Below are 17,244 nucleotides of genomic sequence, written 5' to 3'. Positions count from 1 at the left end.
TTTCCCAGGCCGGCGGCGCTACCTGCGTAGCCACCGCCGCCCCATCAGGTCATAGACGAGCCGCCGGTGGCCGATGGCCCACACGCTCACAGACCGGGTCTTGTCGTCGATCGTGTAGATGATGCGATAATCCCCGACCGGATCTTCCAGAGGCCGATCAGGGACTTTCGGAGCCGCTCGCCGTACTTCTCGGGGGCCGTCTTGAGCCTCTCCTCAATCGCCCGCTCGATCCGGTCCTGGACGTTCGCCGGGATATCGGGGATGTCGTCCTCAAGAACCTCGTCGAAGTAATTGACCTCGTAGCGGGCCATCAGCGGGCCCGGGCCTTCCTCCTGCGTCGAACCTCCCTCCACAACGCTTCGTGCGGAATGAACTTCCCGCCCCGGCGCATCCGGCCCCGGACGAGTGTCTCGAAGGCTTCGTCCTCCTCGATCTCAAGGGCGTGGTGGATCAGGTCGCGAGCCTTCTGCGACATGGAGACCCCATCGCGATCGGCCACCGTCGCCAGCGTCTCATATAGGGGGGCTTCTAGAGCCACAGGAACCCGTTTGGTCGTGGGCTTCGTTGGCATCTTGGCTGCCTCCTGCCTTTCTGCGTAAGCGCGCACATCTGTATAAGATTGTAGCGAAAGTGATTCACCGTAACAAAGGGTCGCCTCACCCTGGCCTCGCGCCATGCCCAAGCGGAGCCCGGCCGGCGCGGGTACAATGAGCCTGTCGCGCGTGCTCGCTGAGAGCGGCGCGGGGAGGCTGGCTTCGGCGCCGATACTATGCCTGCCAACCTGACCCCCGAGTACAAGGCCGCGGAGGCCGCGTTCCGTAAGGCACGCGACCCGAAGGAACGGCTCGAGTGGCTCCGGGAGATGCTTCGCGTGATCCCCAAGCACAAGGGGACGGACCATCTCCAGGGCGACCTCAAGCGGCGGATCAAGGAGCTGTCCGAGGAGCTCGAGCGGCCCAAGAAGGGCGGGGCCCGGGGCGGCCCGGCGCTGGTGATCGGCCCCGAGGGCGCGGCGCAGATCGCGTTGCTCGGCCCGCCGAACGCGGGCAAGTCGTCGCTGCATACGCGGCTCACGGGCTCCGGGGCCCAGGCCGCGGCGTATCCGTTCACGACCAAGTATCCCGGGCCGGGGATGATGCCCCACGAGGACATCTGTTTCCAGCTCGTGGACCTTCCAGCCGTCTCGCCCGAGCACCCGCTCCCGTGGCTGGCGAGCACGCTCGGGACGGCGGACGCGGCTCTCCTGGTCGTGGACCTCGCCGACTCGGCGTGCGTGGAGCAGGTCGAGGCGGTGCACGCCGTCCTGCGCGAGCGGCGAGTGACGCTCACCGAGCGCTGGGAGGCGGCCAACGAGTCCGCCGGAGCAGGAGCCGAGGGCGACGAGGATCCCTTCGCCCTCCGGCTTCCCGCGCTGCTCCTTGTCAACAAGGTGGACCGCATTGCCGACGTGGAGGCCGAGCTCCGGGCGTTCCTAGAGCTCTCCGGGCTTCGCTATCCTGCCCTGGCCGTGTCGGCGACCACCGGGCGGGGCCTGGGCGCGATCGGCCCCTGGCTCTTCAGCCACCTGGGTATTGTGCGCGTCTACACCAAGGCGCCAGGCCGCTCGCCTGCTCGGGACCGGCCGTTCACCCTGCGCCGCGGTCAGACCGTGGAAGACGTGGCGCGGCTCGTGCACAAGGAGCTCGCGCGCTCGCTCAAGTACGCCCGCGTCTGGGGCAACGCCGGGTTTGACGGACAACAGGTTGGGCGCGAGCACCCGGTAGCGGACGGGGATGTGGTCGAGCTTCACGCGTGACACCGGCGCCGCGACGGACAACGGAGCTTGCAAGAGTCGCGATATTTGGAGTGGGACTACCCGATCGAGGAGATCGAGGGGCGATTCCCCGACCGCCTTACCGGCACGCTCTACCGGAACGGCCCGGCTCAGAATGACGTAGGCGGCCAGCCCTTCGGCCACTGGTTCGACGGCGACGGCATGCTGAGCGCCGTCATGTAGCGGGCCATCAGCGGGCCCTGGCCTTCCTCCTGCGTCGAACCTCCCTCCAGAACTCGACGCCTTCGGAGATCTCCCCGCTCTCGACACTTGGCCGCTCGGAGAGATCAATGTACAGCGGTCTAAAGCCAACATTTTCCATGGTCACTTGCGTCGCTGATCGTGTGGTGCAGTCGCCGTCACGCTTTTCATGACGCTATTGCCCGAGGTGTCGGTGCACTGGACGATTATGGTGTATACGCGCCCGCCCCCCTTGCCCGAGCGCTCCGCCCTCAAGTTCACCGTTAGGGCCCCGGTCACCTCCCAGTCCGGCGAGGTGTCGCCGTCCCCCAGACCAGCGTCGGGCTCACTGCTACTGACCGAGATGATCTGACAGGTCGGTGCTGCATCGCAGACATCCGACACCGATACGGATACGGCGATAGGCACCATCCTGTGGTTGGGGGGCCAGAGGACATTAGGGTTGGCGGTCACAGTGCCGATGCTCGGCGGCGTCGTGTCGACTACCGTCACGGCGACTGTGTCGGCGTCTGTCCCGCCATGGCCGTCATCGACCGTGAGTGTGATGACATGTATCCCCAGAGGCAAGGTGACCGTTGGGGTAGGGCCGCCGACTGTGCCAAATGAGCCGGTCCAGGTAAACGTCAGCCTGTCGCCATCCGCATCGCTTGAACCCGTCCCGTCCAAGGTCTCCGTTGCCAGGCAGCCGACGCCTGCCGAGACCACTTGGTCCGCGCCAGCATTGGCGACGGGAGGATGGTTGGCGGCCTGAAAGGCGACGAATACGGAGAACTCGGTGATGCCGTTGAAGGTGGCGGTCGTGCCGCCCGCATCGACCGTGCCGACGACGAGCGTGGCGCTCAGGGAGCTGGGGGGAGCGAACTTGAACAGGCGCAGCGGGGTCGCGGCTGGAAGGGAAAAGGCCAGCGGCAGCACAATCGTCGCGCCCGGGGCTGGCAGCGGGCTTGGGTTGGGATCGAGGGTGAAGTCCACGAAGCGGCTGGCCGGTCCGAGGAACCCAGGGGGGGCCGAGACATCGGGGTCGGGAATCACGTCGATGAAGACACCGACCTCCATCGGCAACACATCCGGGCCCACACGAAACACGGGTGGAGGACCGGGTGGCATGGGGACGAGTGAATCCACGATCTCGCCGCCCAGCGGACCGACCTTGCCGTCCAAATCCTTGGCCAAAATCTTGGCCACAAAGGCTTCGTGGGCGATATTCGGATGGATGAAAAAAGAAGTATCCATAGCAAAGCTGGGATCGGCCGACCCGGCACCGACCCCAGGAAAGTCCGCCGAGGCTGTCGCCCCCGCCACGTAGACGTGGCCCGTGGGAGCCAGGGCGAGGGCAAAAGCCGCATCAGCGCTACTTCCTCCCAGGAAGGTGGCAGCCAGGACGGCACTGAGATTGAGATCTAGCTTGGCGACAAAGGCATCCTCTGAGTCAGCAAAGGGATCGATTGATCCCTGACTGATCCCGGGAAACACCGATGAGTTTGTCCTACCCGCCACATAGACGCGGCCTATGGGATCCAGGGCAAGGGCAAGAACCGCATCACTTCCACTTCCTCCCAGGAAGGTGGCGGCCAGGATGGCACTGAGATTGACATCCAGCTTGGCGATAAAGCCTTCGAAAGCTTCGGGCCCAAGGAGGGCGGGGCCCCCGGGGCACACTAAAGGGGGCGGGCAGGGGCTCGGGGGCAGGGGGAGATCCGAGGAGGGATCGGCCGATCCGGGCCCGACCCCGGGAAAGTCCCACGAGGATGTCGCCCCCGCCACGTAGACCTGGCCATTGCCATCCAGAGCGAGGGCGAAAGCGGTATCGCTTCCAAATCCTCCCAGCGAATTACCCGAACTGCTTCCTCCCAGGAAGGTGGCGGCCAGGATGGTCTTGAGATCGGCATCCAGCTTGACGACAAAGGCTTCGCTGAGACCAGCAAAGGTGGAATCGGCCGACCCCGAACCGACCCCAGGAAAGTCGGCCGAGGCTGTCGTCCCCGCTACGTAGACATGGCCCTTGCCATCCAGAGCGAGGGCCGACGCAAAGTCGAAACCAAACTCTCCGTCGAGATTACTTCCTCCCAGGAAGGTGGCCCGGACTGCCCCGAGATCGGCGTCAAGTTTGGCGACAAAGGCCTCATTAGGACCAGCAAAGGTGGGATCGGCCGACCCGGCACCCACTCCGGGAAAATCCGCTGAGGTTGTCCCCCCCGCCACGTACACCTTCCCTGTGCCATCCAATACGAGGGCCGAAACACCTTCGTCTCCACTTCCTCCCAGGAAGGTGGCAGCCAAGATGGCACTGAGATCGGCATTCAGCTTGACGACAAAGGCTTCGGTTAAACCAGCAAACGTGTTATCGGCCGACTCTCGACTGACGCCGGGAAAGTTTGCGGAGGATGTCGTCCCCGCCACGTAGACGCCGCCCATGCCATCGAGGGCCAGGGTAGCATGTGGAGGATGAGCAGTGGGCTCCACGTTAGAAAGAGGGGCTATCCCCAGATAACCCACGCTTCCTTCCAGGAAGGTGGCGGCCAGGATCTCACTCAGCTCGGCATCCAGCTTGACGACAAAGGCTCCGGCCAAACCAGCAAAGGCGGAATCCGCCGACCCTGGACCGACGCCTGGAAAGTTTGCGGAGGACGTCTTCCCCGCCACGTAGACCTGGCCTGTGCTATCCAGGGCGAGCGCAAAGGCGGCATCCCCTCCACCTTCCATCTCTATCTCACCACTACTTACACTTCCTCCCAGGAAGGTGGCGGTGATGAGAGGATCGATCACCAGCGTTCTGCTCCGGTCATACGCCCCCAGCCGAAAGCCGTAGGCCTCGCCCTCCACCACATATGCCACGTCGACCCACTCCCGCCCCCCGGCCACTTCTTGATAGGCCACGGGCTTACTGAATCGCATCGCGCCCGGCGCGGTCCTCACCTCCAACTCCCCCTGCGCCGTCACCGCGACCGCTTGCCCCCCCACCAGCTTGACCCGAATCTGCCCTGGGTCCGCGCCAGGGTTGACATAGAACAGCTTCTCCACGGTGTTCCCCGAGGCGCGCAGCTTGACCTCCACCCCGGCATACACCTCGCCGAGACTCACCATGTCGTAGGTGGGCAGGTGGCGCTGCCACTTGGCCGGCTCGTTGCCCCAAAAGATGTTCACCTTGGTCCGGGTCTTGCCCTCGCCCGTTACCTCCCTCACCGTTCCTCCGACCAGCTTCTCGGTGAGCGCCACCGCATGGCCTCGCTTCTCCCCCTGTCGCTTCGGGAGCGCGTACACCAGCTCCCCCGCCGTGGTCACGAAGAGGGTGCCGGCAGCGGTCGGTGTGTAGAACTTGACCTCCTCAGCCGCCTGACCCTGATTGGCGATGAAGGGCAGCTGCAGCGTCGGCAGCCGCTGGCGGACAGCTTCCTTGGTGACCAGCGCCGGCAGGGGAGTCGGCGTCGAAAGGCCCGGCATGCTCTCCTGCTGGGTGGCTGGCACTACCCTGTCCGCTCCCTTGCCCGTCAGGGTGCTCCAATAACCGACCAGCCCCAGCAAGGCTGCTCCCGAGACCACGAGCCACACATAGGTTTTCATCGCTTCGTCCTCCCCGCGGTCTTTGAGTCCATTGTCCAGGACGGTGGCTGTTTCACGTCGGAGTCATCTCTTCGCCGGGCATCGGTCCTCCTTTGGAGAACTGTCACCCACTTCCGTGTCTCACGGCAAGGGTTCACTTCACCCCCCTACTCCCAAAAACCGGTGACAGCGGTGACAGGTGGTGACGGAGCCGGCAGGTCCTCTTCGCCGCTAGCCGATGGGCAGCCGCGGCTCGAGGAGGCCGATCGCCCAGTCGCACCAGCGGATCGTGTCCTCCTCGTAGGCGATCCCGCGCTTGAGCGTGAGGTAGCCGCCGAGCAGCGGCTCGGCCACGCCGGCCTCCGAGATCCAGCCCGCCTCCTTGAGCCGCGACTCGATCGTCCGGTACGTGGCAAGGCGCTCTTCATGGAGGTGGCGGTGCTCTCTGAGACGGGCGACGGCCCGCTCGGGGGGGAGCCTTCCGAACGAGGACACCTTGACGAGGAACTCGTCGCGGACCGGGCTCAGCGGCGACGGGGTGTCGAGCCAGGCGTCGAGGGCCGCGCGGCCGGTCTGGGTGATCGAGTAGACCTTCCGCGTTGGCCTGCCGACCTGAGGAACGTCGCGCTTCTCGACGAGCCCTTCGCCCTCGAGCTGCCGCAGCTCGCCGTAGATCTGCTGGAATTTCGCCTGCCAGAAGTAGCCGACGGACCCGTCGAAGAGCTTCTTCAGGTCATAGCCGGTCCGGGGGCTGTCCACCAGGAGCCCTAAGACCGCGAGTTTCAACGACATCTTAAGACTATCTTATTAAAGATTTTTAGGTCTCAGTATAAAAACACAAATATTTGAGTATGGTGAGGGTGCAGGATCGGCGAACATTTCTTAAGCGTCGCGGCGATCGCCACGGCTCTTGCGGCTCGTCCGCTCGCTGTGCTCTCGCTCCGCCACCACGTGCCGTTCGGCTTTCACGGGACCTTCACCCGGAACACGTTCGGCCTCTAGCAGGGTGCTGAAGGAGGATCGAGCCATGACCCGTCGCGTCGCTAATCTGATCATCTGGGGAGTGCTGATGGTTCTGCTCCTGATCGGGCTGGTCGGCCCGCCAATCCCCAATGCAGCGCCCAAGGACCGGATGTCGGCTGGCTGGCTATCCGCTGGGTTGTTCAGCGCGGGGGTCCTGTCGGCCGGCCTCTTCTCAGCGGGGGTCTTCTCCGCCGGCCTCTTCTCCGTCGGGGTCTTCTCGGTCGGTGTGTTCTCCCTGGGAATCTTCTCCTTCGGGACGTTCGCCGTCGGCGTGTGGGCCGCGGGGCAGTTCGTGAGCCGCTGGGCTCAGGTGAAGGGATAGCGCAGTTCCGGGAAAGCGCATCGTCCTTCCGCGAATGCCTTCCGGATCCCCTCGGTAGGCTTCAACGCCGGCCAGGTCCGGCGTGCCTCCCTCGGGGCAACTCCTTGCCCCATTAGTAAAAATTATTTCTTGACTTTACCGATCGACAAATGTGAGTATTTCGGACACACCCTTTGCGGGGGAAGCATGACCGAGACAGTCCAGGTTTCTGCGACTCACCTGGTTTCTCCCCACGGCGGGAGGCTTGTTGATCGGGTCCTCCGTGGGGAGGCCCTGGAGGAGGCCCGCCGGCGGGCCTCCTCCCTCAAGCCAATTGCCCTCAACGCCCGGACGATGTCGGACCTGGAACTGCTGGCCGTCGGCGCCTACAGCCCGCTCGAGGGGTTCATGGGCCAGGCCGACTACCGGAGCGTCCTCGGTGAGATGCGCCTGGCCAACGGGCTACCCTGGACGCTCCCCATTACTCTGGCGGTTCGACGTCTAACCGCCGACGCCGTGAAGGAAGGGGAGGACGTCGCTCTCGTGGCCCCCTGGGAGGAGCTGCTCGGCATCCTCCACGTGGAAGAGCGCTTCCCCTACGACTGGCATGAAGAGACCCGCCTCGTGTACGGCAGCGAGGACCCGGGCCACCCCGGAGTCGAGTATCAGACCACCCGCGGAAACGTGCTTCTCGCCGGACCAGTGGACCTGATCGCCCGCCCGCCCCTGAAGGGCTTTGAGCCCTACCGCCTGGACCCGGCGGGGACGCGGGCCCGGTTCCGTGAGTTTGGCTGGCGAACCGTCGTGGCATTCCAGAGCCAGCACCCGGTCCACCGCGCCCACGAGTACATCCAGAAGTGCGCGCTCGAGCCCCTGGACGGCCTCCTCATCCACCCCCTGGTGGGGAAGTCGAAGCTCGACGAGATTCCCTCGGAGGTCCGCGTCCGCTGCTACCAGGTCCTCGTGGAGCAGTACTTCCCCAGGGACCGGGTCGTCCTCGCGGTGTTTCCCGGCGCCATGCGCTACGCCGGTCCCCGGGAGACGCTCTTCCACGCCCTCGTCCGGAAGAACTACGGCTGCACCCACTACGTCGTGGGGCGCGAGTACACGGGCATCGAGACCGCGTTGTCCCGCGTGTCGGTGGACGACCTCTTCCGGGAGTTCGCCCCCGGGGAGCTGGGGATCGTCCCCCTCTTCTTCGACGAGACCTTCTACTGCCGCCGGTGCGAGACCCTCACGTCCCCGAAGACCTGCCCTCACGGCCCGTCGAACCGGGTGGCCTTGAGCGGGACGCTGGTGCGCGAGCTTCTGGGCCGGGGCGAGCCGTTGCCCGTGGAGCTTGCGCGCCCGGAGGTCGCAGAGATCCTGCGAGACTGGGTGCGCGGGGCCGAGGTCACGGCCGCCCCGGCAGAGCCCGTCAAAGAGGCTCCGGTAAAAGAGACGAAGGCGCAAAGGGTCGAGCGCCTCAAGCGCGAGCTGAACCCCTGGGAGCATTTCGACGAGATCGTCCGGTTTGCTCGCGAGGGGTATCAATCGATCCCGGCAGCGTGGCTCAACACGTATTTCCGCGCGTGGGGGGTCTACACCCAGGGTGACGGCCTCGGCGCGATCGGCGGCAAGGGCGGCGAGGGGAAGGCGGTGCCCTACTTCATGGTGCGGATCCGCATCCCGAACGGCTTCCTCCTCTCTCACCAGCTCCGCAGCATCGCCGACCTCGCCGAGAAGCATGCGCGCGCGGTCGGAGACCTCACCGTCCGCCAGAATGTCCAGCTCCACTGGGTCCCGATCGAGGCGATCCCGGAGATCTTCCAGAGCCTCTGGCGGTGCGGCATCACCACCATGGGGGCCTGCGGCGACGTCACGCGCAACATCACCGGCTGCCCGCTGGCCGGCGTGGACGCCGACGAGATCGTGGACGCTTCCCCGCTGAACCACGCGGCGACCCGGATGCTGAACGGCAACCCCGAGTTCTCCAACCTCCCGCGCAAGTACAAGGTCTCCATCACCGGCTGCCGGGTCTGGTGCTCCTACCCCGAGATCAACGACATCGGCATGACCGCCATCACGCATCCTGAGACGGGCGAGATCGGCTTCTCGGTCAGGGTCGGCGGGGGGCTCTCGACGACCCCGCACCTGGGCCTGCGTCTGAACGTCTTCGTCCACTGGAACGAGGTCCTCCCCGTCGTCAAAGGCATCACCCAGATCTTCAGCGACAGCGATGTCCTGCGGCAGGACCGCGAGAAGGCGCGGCTCAAGTTTCTCTTTCTCACTCACGGCTGGACCGTGGAGCGCTTTCAGGAGGAGCTGGAGCGGCGGATCGGCTTTCGCCTGGACCCCGCCGTTCCCGAGGAACCGCCGGACGACGTCTACCGCGACCATGTGGGGATCCACCCTCAGAAGCAAGACGGCTACGTCTATGCAGGCATCGCTGTCCTCCGGGGCCGAATGACCGCGGGCGAGATGAGGCTCGTGGCCGACCTGGCCGACCGCTACGGGACCGGCGAGCTGCGCACAACCGCCATGCAGAACCTGCTGATCCTCAACGTGCGCCCGCAAAACACGGAAGCCCTGGCGAAAGAGGTCGAGACGGCCGGGTTGAGGCTTCGCGCCTCCCCGTTCTGGCGGGGCACCATCGCCTGCACCGGCACCGAGTTCTGCAAGCTTGCACTGACGGAGACCAAGGGGTTCGCCCGCTGGTTGGTGGAGGAGCTGGAAACACGCATGCCGCGCTTCGAGCAGCACGTCAAGATCCACGTCACCGGCTGCCCCAACAGCTGCGGCCAGCACTGGATCGCCGACATCGGGATCGAGGGGAAGAAGACGAAGGTCGAAGGGACGATGGCGGACGCCTACTACTTCTGCGTGGGCGGGGCCGTGGGAAAGCACCAGGCCAAGGCCCGTCCGGTGGGCTACCGCGTTTCCGCGACCGAGGTGCCCGAAGCCATCGAGCGGCTCCTGAGGAGATACCTCGCCGATCGCAGCAACGGAGAGAACTTCCGCCAGTTCTGCTCCCGCCATACGGATGAGCAGCTGCGCGGGCTCCTCGCGGGTGGGGAGGTCGCCGCCGTGGCCCGGGACGCCTCGCCGGGCCGGCCGCCCCACGGCGTGGACGGGTAGCTAACCCGGAAGGGGGCGCCACCCTCCTTGCGGAACCTCGCCCGCGGAGGTAAGTGCGCGGGCCGGGTACCCCGCGAAGCGGGTGCCGCTCGGAGCGGAACATGATGAGGTCGGCGGAGTGGGTCACGCAAGGCGCGCGGCTTATCGGGACGGTCGCTAACTGCGTATCGGAGTAAACCGGTTCGAGCGCCGGCTGTGCCGGCGCAACCGTTTCCTGTGGGAGGCCTCGGAGGGGGCCGTCGAGGCCCCCTCCGATGTCAAGGCGATGGGCTACTACCCGATCTTCCTCGAGCTGGCCGGCCGGTCGTGCCTCGTCGTCGGTGGCGGCGCGGTGGCCGAGCGGAAGGTCGAAGGGCTGCTCGCCGTGGGGGCTTCGGTCACGGTCGTCGCTCCCGCGCTCGCGCCGCGCCTCGGCGAGCTGGCGCGCGAAGGGCGGGTCCGCCACGTCGCGCGTGAGTATCGCCGGGGCGATCTCGCCGGCCATCAGCTCGTCTTCGTCGCCACCGACGACGGGGAAGCGAACGGGAGCGTGGCTCGCGAAGGGCGGGAGCGCGGGGTCTGGGTCAACGCCGCCGATGACCCCGCCCATTGCGATTTCATCCTGCCCTCGGTTCTCCGACGCGGCGACCTGGTGGTGGCGGTCGCCACCGGAGGGGCCAGCCCGGCGCTCGCGCGCGTGATCAGGGAGGAGCTGGAAGCCTACTTCACCGAGGAGTACACCGTGCTGGCCCAGGTAGCGGCTGAGGTCAGGCGTGAGCTGCGCCAGCACGCGCGCTCGGTTGACGGTGAAGCATGGCGCCGGGCCCTGGACGCCGACCTCCGCAGGCTGATCGCCGAAGGGCGGCGAGAAGAAGCTAAGGAGCGTCTCCTCTGGCGACTGACGGCCGGGATATGCGGGTAGGCACGGTGTCTCTGGTCGGGGCGGGCCCGGGGGATCCGGGCCTCCTGACCGTCCGCGGCCGCGAGCTCTTGAGGACGGCGGAGGTCGTCGTCTACGACCGCCTTGTCAATCCGGTGCTCCTGGACGAGGCCCCACTGCATGCGCTCAGGATCTTCGCGGGGAAACTCGCCGACGCCCACTACGTGCCCCAGGCCGAGATCAACGCTCTCCTGATCGCTCACGCACGCCGGGGGCGCGACGTCGTCAGGCTCAAAGGGGGCGATCCCTTCGTCTTCGGCCGGGGCGGCGAGGAGGCCGCGGCGCTGGCGGAGGCCGGCGTGCCCTTCGAGGTTGTGCCGGGCGTCAGCTCGGCCGTCGCGGTCCCGGCCTACGCCGGCATCCCGCTCACGCACCGCGGGCTCTCGTCGTCCTTCGCGGTGGTCACGGGCCACGAGGACTCTGGCAAGGGCGAGCCTTCGGTCGACTGGGAGGGGCTCGCGACCGCCGTGGATACGCTGGTCGTCCTGATGGGTGTGAGGACGCTCCCGCGGATCGCCACCGCGCTCATCGCCCACGGCCGCTCCGCCGAGACTCCGGTCGCGCTGATCCGCTGGGGGACGACCGACGCCCAGCAGACGATCACCGGTACGCTCGGCGACATCGTCGGGAAGGCCGAGGCGGCCGGCCTCACGCCCCCGGTGGTCGCCGTCATCGGCAACGTCGTCGCCCTTCGTGATCGCCTCCGCTGGTTCGAACTGAGTCCGGCGGAGATGGCGCCCGAGACCGTCCCGTTCCGAGTTGGTGTACACTGACCCGGGCCGACGCTGTCACGGCCCGAGGAGGTGTCAGGGTGCCATGCATGCCGCCAGGCTGAGTTTCACTCTTGCGGCCGTCTTCCTGACTGCCGGAACCGCCTGGGCGGGCGGGTCCAATTACGGGATCACGCCGGGGGCCAGGCCCAACTTCGAGGGAAAGATCTCCGAGTGGCCGGTGCCGACGCCCAGGTTCGCGCGCGATCCGGCCCCGGGGCCCGACGGCAGGATCTACATCGCCGTCATGTCCGGGAACAAGATCGCGCGCTTCGACACGCGCGCGCTGGCCTTCAAGGAGTGGGACCTCCCCGCCGGGGCCAGGCCCCACGGCCTCCTCGTGGATCGCGCCGGCCAGGTCTGGTACACGGGGAACGGCAACGGCACGATCGGCCGCCTGGACCCGGCCACGGGGAAGGTGACGGAGTACCGGGCGCCGTCCGGCGGCGACCCGCACACGCTGGTGATCGACGAGCAGGGCGTGATCTGGTTCACGGTCCAGGGCGGTAACCAGATCGGCCGGCTGGATAGGCGGACGGGGCAGATCACCGAGTTCAGGGCCGCGGGCCGGCCGTACGGCATCGCGCTCGACGCCGCCGGCAACGTCTGGTTCTGTCAGATCGCAGCGGGCAAGCTGGGCAAGCTCGACCCGAAGACGGGTGGGATCACCGAGCTCGTGCTGGAGCCCGACTCGCAGCCGCGCCGCATGGCGGTAGCCCCTGATGGCTCGCTCTGGGTCACTCTTCACGGCAAGGGGACGCTGCTGCGCGTGGATCCCGTCGCCGGGAAGGTGGTCAGGGAGTATCCGCTGCCGGCGGGTCGTGGCGGGGGGCCCTACGCGGTGGCGGTGGACGGCGCGGGGATCGTGTGGGTGAACGAGATCGCCACCGACACGGTGGTGCGGCTCGACCCGGGCACCGGGCAGATCCGCGTTTTTCCGCTCCCGTCGAAGGGCGTCGGCATCAGGAAGATGATCGTCGACGCCGAGGGCCGCCTCTGGTACATGGGCAGCCACAACGGGCGGCTCGGCGTGATCGAATAGGCGAGACGAAAGCGCCTACGGGGCGCTGAGCAGGCTCAGGACGTCCCGTAAGACCCACTTCACCGCGAGGAGGCGCTGGTTGTAGATCTCGCGGATTCGTCCCGCCTGATCGATCAGGAAGATCCGGTCGGCGTGGTCGAACTCGCCGTCGGGTGCCGGTCGGACCCAGACATCGAATTCCCGGAGGAGACGCTGGGTTTCGGCTTCGGTCGCCCTCAGAAAGAGCCATCCCTCCGGGTCGGCCCGGAAGCCCTTCGCGTAGCGTTGTAAGACCTCCGGCCTGTCTCGCCCGGGATCGAAGGTGATCGAGAGAATCACGACCCGGTCGCGCAGGAGCTTCTTGTCCTGGAGCCTCCGTTGGAGCGTGGCGAGCTTGCCGCTGATGAGAGGGCAGGTGTCGGTGCAGGACGTGTAGATGAACGCCAGGACCACGACCTTTCCTCGAAGATCGGCGAGCCGGACCCGGCGCCCGTCCGCGCGGTCGAGCGCGAACGGCGGGGCGTCACGGATGACCGGGAGGTAGCCGGCGACGGGGACCTGACGGACCTCGAGGACCGAGGGAGCCTCTGCACCCCGGCTGCCCCCGGCGCTCAGAAGCGCCGCGACGGCCAGCAGGGTCGCGACGCGGAGGGGCAGCATCTCAGCAGCGTGGCCGGGCCCCGGACGAGCGTCAGTAGAGCAGCATGTCGTGGGCGCGGGCTGGCCCGGTCGGAAACTTCGTGAAGTCCACGTTGAAGAATGGATCGAGCTTCATGCGGCCGTCGGGCCCGATGTGAACGAGTCGGACCCAGAAGTTTCCCGAGTAGTCCATGGTGGAGAGCAGCGAGTTCGTGACGTACATCCGCCTGCCGTCCGGCGTCACGTGCATCATGTTGGGCGACACCCCGGCGACCACCGTGTCGTGGAGGCGCGGCTTGTCAGGGACCGAGACGTCCCAGGCATGAAGCTCGCCCCGCATCCAGCAGGAGACGTAGAGGTAGCGATCGTCGGGAGACTGGCGAAGGTCGGCCGGCAGGCACCCCTTCCCGAGATCGGCCGCCTTCTTGGCGGAGAACGCGCCGTCCTTACCCTGCCTGAAGAACCAGATCGAGTCGCCAAGCGCCGAGTTGGTCCAGCCATAAGCCTTCCCCGGCTTGAGGCTCCAGCGAACCTCCAGCGGGATCGGATCCGTCGTGAGGGTCTGGAGTACCTTGCGCTCCTTGAAGTCCCAGACCAGGAGCGTGTTGCCGCCGTCCTTCATGTCCCACTGGGCGAGGGGCTTGGAGTAGTTCCGATACGGGGTGAAGCTCGAGGTGACCATCCGGTTGATCTCGGGCTTCACCGCGACGTCGTAGGCGTAGGGGGCCGAGGCCGGGTTCTTGAACACACGGATGAGCTGCCCGTCGTTGGTGAACTCCGCCAGGCCGCCGGGCGGGTTGCCGTCGGCCGACGAAAGGAACGTGAGCAGCATCCGCCCCGGGAGCGCGTAGTAGGTGTGCGGGCCGTGGAGTCCGGTGAGCGCGGTGATGTCCTCGATGGTCTTGACGATCTTCGGCTTCGCCGGGTCGGTGGCCACGTCGAAGATGAAGAGGCGCTTCGAGAACAGCGTCCCAGCCCAGATCTTGGTGCGATCGTCGGTGAACCCCATGTGGTGCGGCTCGTTGTTGGCCGAGCCGAGGTCGACCGTCGTCAGGACGCGCCCGTAGGTCGCCGACGCCATGTTCGCATCGATGACGGCGAGGAAGTCGTTATCCTTGGCATCAGCGTCAACGGACAGGACATAGAGGTATTTCTCCGCGCCGGTGAGGCGTTTCACATAGGGGGAGAGGCAGGGCTCACCAAAGGCGGGCCCGGCCCACGCGAGAGCCAGAAGCCCGGCGAGCGCCCACGCTGTCGTCCGAATCCTGTCACTCATGGTCGGTCTCCTCCGGTCAGTCAGATGCGATCGAGCCATCAAACGGCACCCGGCGGCCGCGTATCGAGATCATGGCAGAGCGGGAGACCCGACGCAAGCCGGGCAGGAGTGCCCGTTCCTTGCCCGGCTATTCGACCAACCAGTCGAAGTAGTGGACCGTCACCCGGTAGCTCGCGCCGGCTTTCGGCACTGACACCTCGAAGTACGCCTGTCCCTGCGGCGGCACCCGGCTGTCGACGTAGCCGATGACCTCGGTGACGGCGCGGCCGCCGGCGTCGAGCACTTCCACCAGGAGCTGGACCTGCGCCGCCGGGAGGCCGTACGTGTTGGAGACGTAGCCGCTGATGACCGGGCGTCCGCCCCGCCCTGGGGTGACCTCCCAGTCGAGCTGGAGGTGGCGGGCGAGCGCGCCGCCGAAGGTCTGGGCCGATCCCACTCCTGTTCCGAGGACGAGCGCCGCCACCACGGCAGCCACGCCTCTCGCGCTCATGCCGCCCCGCAGTGATCTCCGCGCCTACCGCCCGAGCTCGAAGGACGCGCCCTCGGTGCCGGCCGTGACGCGGAACGCTGGCTTCGCCGCGGTAACGGCCTCTCCCAGCATCCGGTCCAGGTCCTCATCGCTGTGGGCCGGATCGTGGTGGAACGGCACGAGGTGTGCGACCCCGGCCAGCGCGGCGAACTCCAGCGCCTGCTGCGGGGAGCTGTGGCCCCAGCCGATGCGATCCGAGTACTCGTCGCGGCTGTACTGGGCATCATGGAGGAGGAGGTCGGCACCGGCGGCGAGCGCGCATCCCGATGTCCAATCCCTGCCGGCCGGAAACTTCCGCGCGCCGAGCGCCGGCTCGTGGTCGGGCAGGTACGCGAGGGCCGCGCCCGAGGCCTCGATCCGGTAGCCGACAGTCGGGCCGGGGTGGCAGACGAGATCCGCGGTGATGCGGAACTCGCCGACCTCGAATCCGGTGGAGGCGACCTCGTGGAGGAGCAGGGAAGCCGGCACGTCGCGCAGGCGGACGGGGAACAGCGGCGGCGAGAGGTAGCGCGTGAGCCGCGTCCGGAGGTCGAGCGTCGGGCTGGCGGGCCCCCAGATGTGGATTTCGGTCTCCGGCTCGTAGAGCGGCGCGAAGAAGCCGAGCCCCTGGATGTGGTCCATGTGCAGGTGCGTGAGCAGGAGGTCCACGCGCCGCAGCGGGCGGGGGAGCGTCGTGCCGAGCCGGCGGATCCCGGTGCCGGCGTCGAGTATGAGCACGGTGCCGGCCGGGCCGAGAACCGCGACGCAGGACGTGTTCCCCCCGTAGCGCGCCGTGTCCGGGCCCGGCGACGCCAGGGAGCCGCGCGTCCCCCACAGCGTGACCTTCATCGGTCCGAGATCTCCCAGAAGATCGTGAGCGCGCCGATCTGCCGCTGCGCCTGACCGATGAGCGGGAACGCGGTGACCTCGATGTGGCGACGCACGGCGTCCAGCCCCACGATCCAGAACCGTCGGTGGGCGGGCCGACGCTTCGCGAGGGCGATCACGGGCGGCAGCTGGTCCGGCGGGACGGGTATCCCGTGGTCGTCCGTCGGCTTGAACATCGTTGACCACTCACCGACGGCCATCTCACCGGTCTCCTCGAAGCGTCGGCCGAGAATCGCCTCCGCCGGCTCGTTGTAGAAGACGAGCGTCCCCTGGGGATCAACGATGAAGATCGGCACCGCGAGGTAACTCGCGAGCTGCCGGGCCAGAATCATCTCGATCGCCTTCTGGGGCATCGCGCGGTTCCCCCTTAGGAGACTAGGATGCGCGTTCCTCTGGGGCTGTCAAGGCGCGGCGGAAAATGAAACCGGGGCTACGCCCGGTCACGTAACCCCGCTCGAACGGTTGGTGGAGCTGAGGGGATTCAACCCCCTGACGCCAAGACTGCCAGGTGCCAAGGAGCATAAGTTGCTGAAAGATAAGAAGCGCCAGTCGGCAAAACACGGCAAATTCGTAGCACTCGGCGCCACCCCCGCGCACCGTTTTACGCGCTCTCCGGCAGGCCGGAAGGAACCTGGCAAGCATCCTAGCGTGAGGCGAAGCGTGGATCCTTCCGCTCCGGAGCGTTTCAGTGCTCCCGCGTCGGCCGGGGGAAATCCCAACATAAGGAGGGTCATCCCTTCCCGCTTGATGCGTCCTCGGGATGGAACTTTAGACGGAATTGACTTGAAGAACCAGGCGTAGACACCAGCGCTGGCTGGCGGCAGCTTGCGATCCCGCTGGAGTCCTTCCCAGGTATACAGCTTTCCTGACCAAAGGAGTTGCTGTTTCAGAGTTTCCAGTTGCTCTTGGGAAGACTGAGGTGGCCGGCGGCATGTTTACGGCATCCGGGGTCTCTATTGGTTTCCATGCCCGAGTGCTGGGAATAGCATCCCCGCCCTTCGTTACCACCGTAAAGCCCAACCGTTGGAGAAAGCGGTTTGTCTCAGCTCCGCCGCTGAAGGTGCTACTGGGCAAGGCCCGGCCAAACGCCATCGCCGCTAAGATAACTTGCCGGTCAGCCACAAGCCCTTGGGCTTTCCCGGTCGTGGAGCCCCTATCGAGGAACTCCCTACGTGGTCGGCAGCCGCGCCTGGTCGCCACGTGTTCCGTAACGCCTTGATCCTACTCG

General features: G+C 66.8%; 17 protein-coding genes and 1 pseudogene. 8 read left to right on the top strand and 10 right to left on the bottom strand.

From position 1 onward, the window contains the following. Positions 1-18 precede the first annotated feature (18 nt). Genes HY726_21155 through HY726_21145 form a run of 3 tightly spaced genes read right to left on the bottom strand, consistent with a single transcriptional unit; the run spans position 19 to position 571 of the window. On the bottom strand, positions 19-150 hold the full coding sequence (locus HY726_21155; GenBank protein ID MBI4611506.1) for a type II toxin-antitoxin system RelE/ParE family toxin: 132 nt from the start codon (positions 148-150) through the stop codon (positions 19-21). Then, entirely contained in the window at positions 87-311 is a 225-nt protein-coding gene (locus tag HY726_21150) for a hypothetical protein (GenBank protein MBI4611505.1), read from the bottom strand. Before HY726_21150 ends, HY726_21155 begins: the two co-directional genes overlap by 64 nt. Further along, positions 311-571, bottom strand: coding sequence for a hypothetical protein (locus HY726_21145; GenBank protein MBI4611504.1), 261 nt, complete (start codon positions 569-571; stop codon positions 311-313). The genes HY726_21150 and HY726_21145 overlap by 1 nt, the downstream gene beginning before the upstream one ends. A gap of 198 nt (positions 572-769) precedes the next feature. On the opposite strand from HY726_21145, the gene HY726_21140 reads away from it, so the two are divergent. Both HY726_21140 and HY726_21135 read left to right on the top strand, forming a co-directional pair. After that, on the top strand, positions 770-1,795 hold the full coding sequence (locus HY726_21140; GenBank protein MBI4611503.1) for a TGS domain-containing protein: 1,026 nt from the start codon (positions 770-772) through the stop codon (positions 1,793-1,795). A gap of 27 nt (positions 1,796-1,822) precedes the next feature. Next, the gene (locus HY726_21135; protein MBI4611502.1) at positions 1,823-1,996 is read left to right on the top strand and encodes a carotenoid oxygenase family protein; all 174 of its coding nucleotides are present in this window, start codon (positions 1,823-1,825) and stop codon (positions 1,994-1,996) included. A gap of 141 nt (positions 1,997-2,137) precedes the next feature. Here HY726_21135 and HY726_21130 read toward each other — a convergent pair whose 3' ends face one another. Further along, positions 2,138-5,575 carry a hypothetical protein gene (locus HY726_21130; GenBank protein ID MBI4611501.1) on the bottom strand — a complete coding sequence of 1,146 codons (3,438 nt, stop codon included), beginning with the start codon at positions 5,573-5,575 and terminating at the stop codon, positions 2,138-2,140. A 210-nt stretch (positions 5,576-5,785) separates the two neighbouring features. After that, positions 5,786-6,346, bottom strand: coding sequence for a PadR family transcriptional regulator (locus HY726_21125; protein MBI4611500.1), 561 nt, complete (start codon positions 6,344-6,346; stop codon positions 5,786-5,788). A gap of 235 nt (positions 6,347-6,581) precedes the next feature. Here HY726_21125 and HY726_21120 point away from each other — a divergent pair, with 235 nt between their 5' ends. The 6 genes and pseudogenes from HY726_21120 to HY726_21095 all read left to right on the top strand — a co-directional run bounded on the left by HY726_21120 (position 6,582) and on the right by HY726_21095 (position 12,726). Beyond that, positions 6,582-6,899, top strand: a complete 318-nt coding sequence (locus HY726_21120; GenBank protein MBI4611499.1) for a hypothetical protein — start codon at positions 6,582-6,584, stop codon at positions 6,897-6,899. A 186-nt stretch (positions 6,900-7,085) separates the two neighbouring features. After that, a pseudogene (gene sat, locus HY726_21115) lies at positions 7,086-8,264 on the top strand (sulfate adenylyltransferase). Beyond that, positions 8,256-9,995: a nitrite/sulfite reductase gene (locus HY726_21110; protein ID MBI4611498.1), complete on the top strand. Its 1,740-nt coding sequence runs from the start codon at positions 8,256-8,258 to the stop codon at positions 9,993-9,995. Before sat ends, HY726_21110 begins: the two are co-directional and overlap by 9 nt. A 265-nt stretch (positions 9,996-10,260) precedes the next feature. Then, a complete protein-coding gene (locus HY726_21105) occupies positions 10,261-10,896 on the top strand; it encodes a bifunctional precorrin-2 dehydrogenase/sirohydrochlorin ferrochelatase (GenBank protein MBI4611497.1) in 636 nt (211 codons plus the stop codon). Continuing rightward, complete coding sequence (gene cobA / locus HY726_21100) at positions 10,887-11,687, top strand: uroporphyrinogen-III C-methyltransferase (protein ID MBI4611496.1); 801 nt, start codon at positions 10,887-10,889, stop codon at positions 11,685-11,687. The genes HY726_21105 and cobA overlap by 10 nt, the downstream gene beginning before the upstream one ends. Positions 11,688-11,730: 43 nt before the next feature. Next, positions 11,731-12,726, top strand: coding sequence for a PQQ-binding-like beta-propeller repeat protein (locus HY726_21095; GenBank protein MBI4611495.1), 996 nt, complete (start codon positions 11,731-11,733; stop codon positions 12,724-12,726). Between the two features lie 15 nt (positions 12,727-12,741). Here the strand turns inward: HY726_21095 and HY726_21090 are convergent, their stop codons facing one another. The 5 genes from HY726_21090 to HY726_21070 form a co-directional block, all read right to left on the bottom strand. Further along, a complete protein-coding gene (locus HY726_21090) occupies positions 12,742-13,365 on the bottom strand; it encodes an SCO family protein (GenBank protein ID MBI4611494.1) in 624 nt (207 codons plus the stop codon). A gap of 31 nt (positions 13,366-13,396) precedes the next feature. Beyond that, the gene (locus tag HY726_21085; protein MBI4611493.1) at positions 13,397-14,620 is read right to left on the bottom strand and encodes a selenium-binding protein; all 1,224 of its coding nucleotides are present in this window, start codon (positions 14,618-14,620) and stop codon (positions 13,397-13,399) included. Positions 14,621-14,747: 127 nt separating this feature from the next. After that, a complete protein-coding gene (locus tag HY726_21080; GenBank protein ID MBI4611492.1) occupies positions 14,748-15,110 on the bottom strand; it encodes a hypothetical protein in 363 nt (120 codons plus the stop codon). 24 nt (positions 15,111-15,134) lie between these two features. Then, the gene (locus HY726_21075; GenBank protein ID MBI4611491.1) at positions 15,135-15,977 is read right to left on the bottom strand and encodes an MBL fold metallo-hydrolase; all 843 of its coding nucleotides are present in this window, start codon (positions 15,975-15,977) and stop codon (positions 15,135-15,137) included. Next, positions 15,974-16,369 carry a PAS domain-containing protein gene (locus tag HY726_21070; GenBank protein MBI4611490.1) on the bottom strand — a complete coding sequence of 132 codons (396 nt, stop codon included), beginning with the start codon at positions 16,367-16,369 and terminating at the stop codon, positions 15,974-15,976. The genes HY726_21075 and HY726_21070 overlap by 4 nt, the downstream gene beginning before the upstream one ends. Between the last annotated feature and the right edge of the window lie 875 nt (positions 16,370-17,244).

The organism is Candidatus Rokuibacteriota bacterium (assembly GCA_016209385.1).
In the GTDB taxonomy this organism is placed as follows: Bacteria; Methylomirabilota; Methylomirabilia; order Rokubacteriales; family CSP1-6; genus JACQWB01.
The sequence above is the reverse complement of the archived record's forward strand: the minus strand, read 5'-3'. Positions and strand labels throughout refer to the sequence as shown.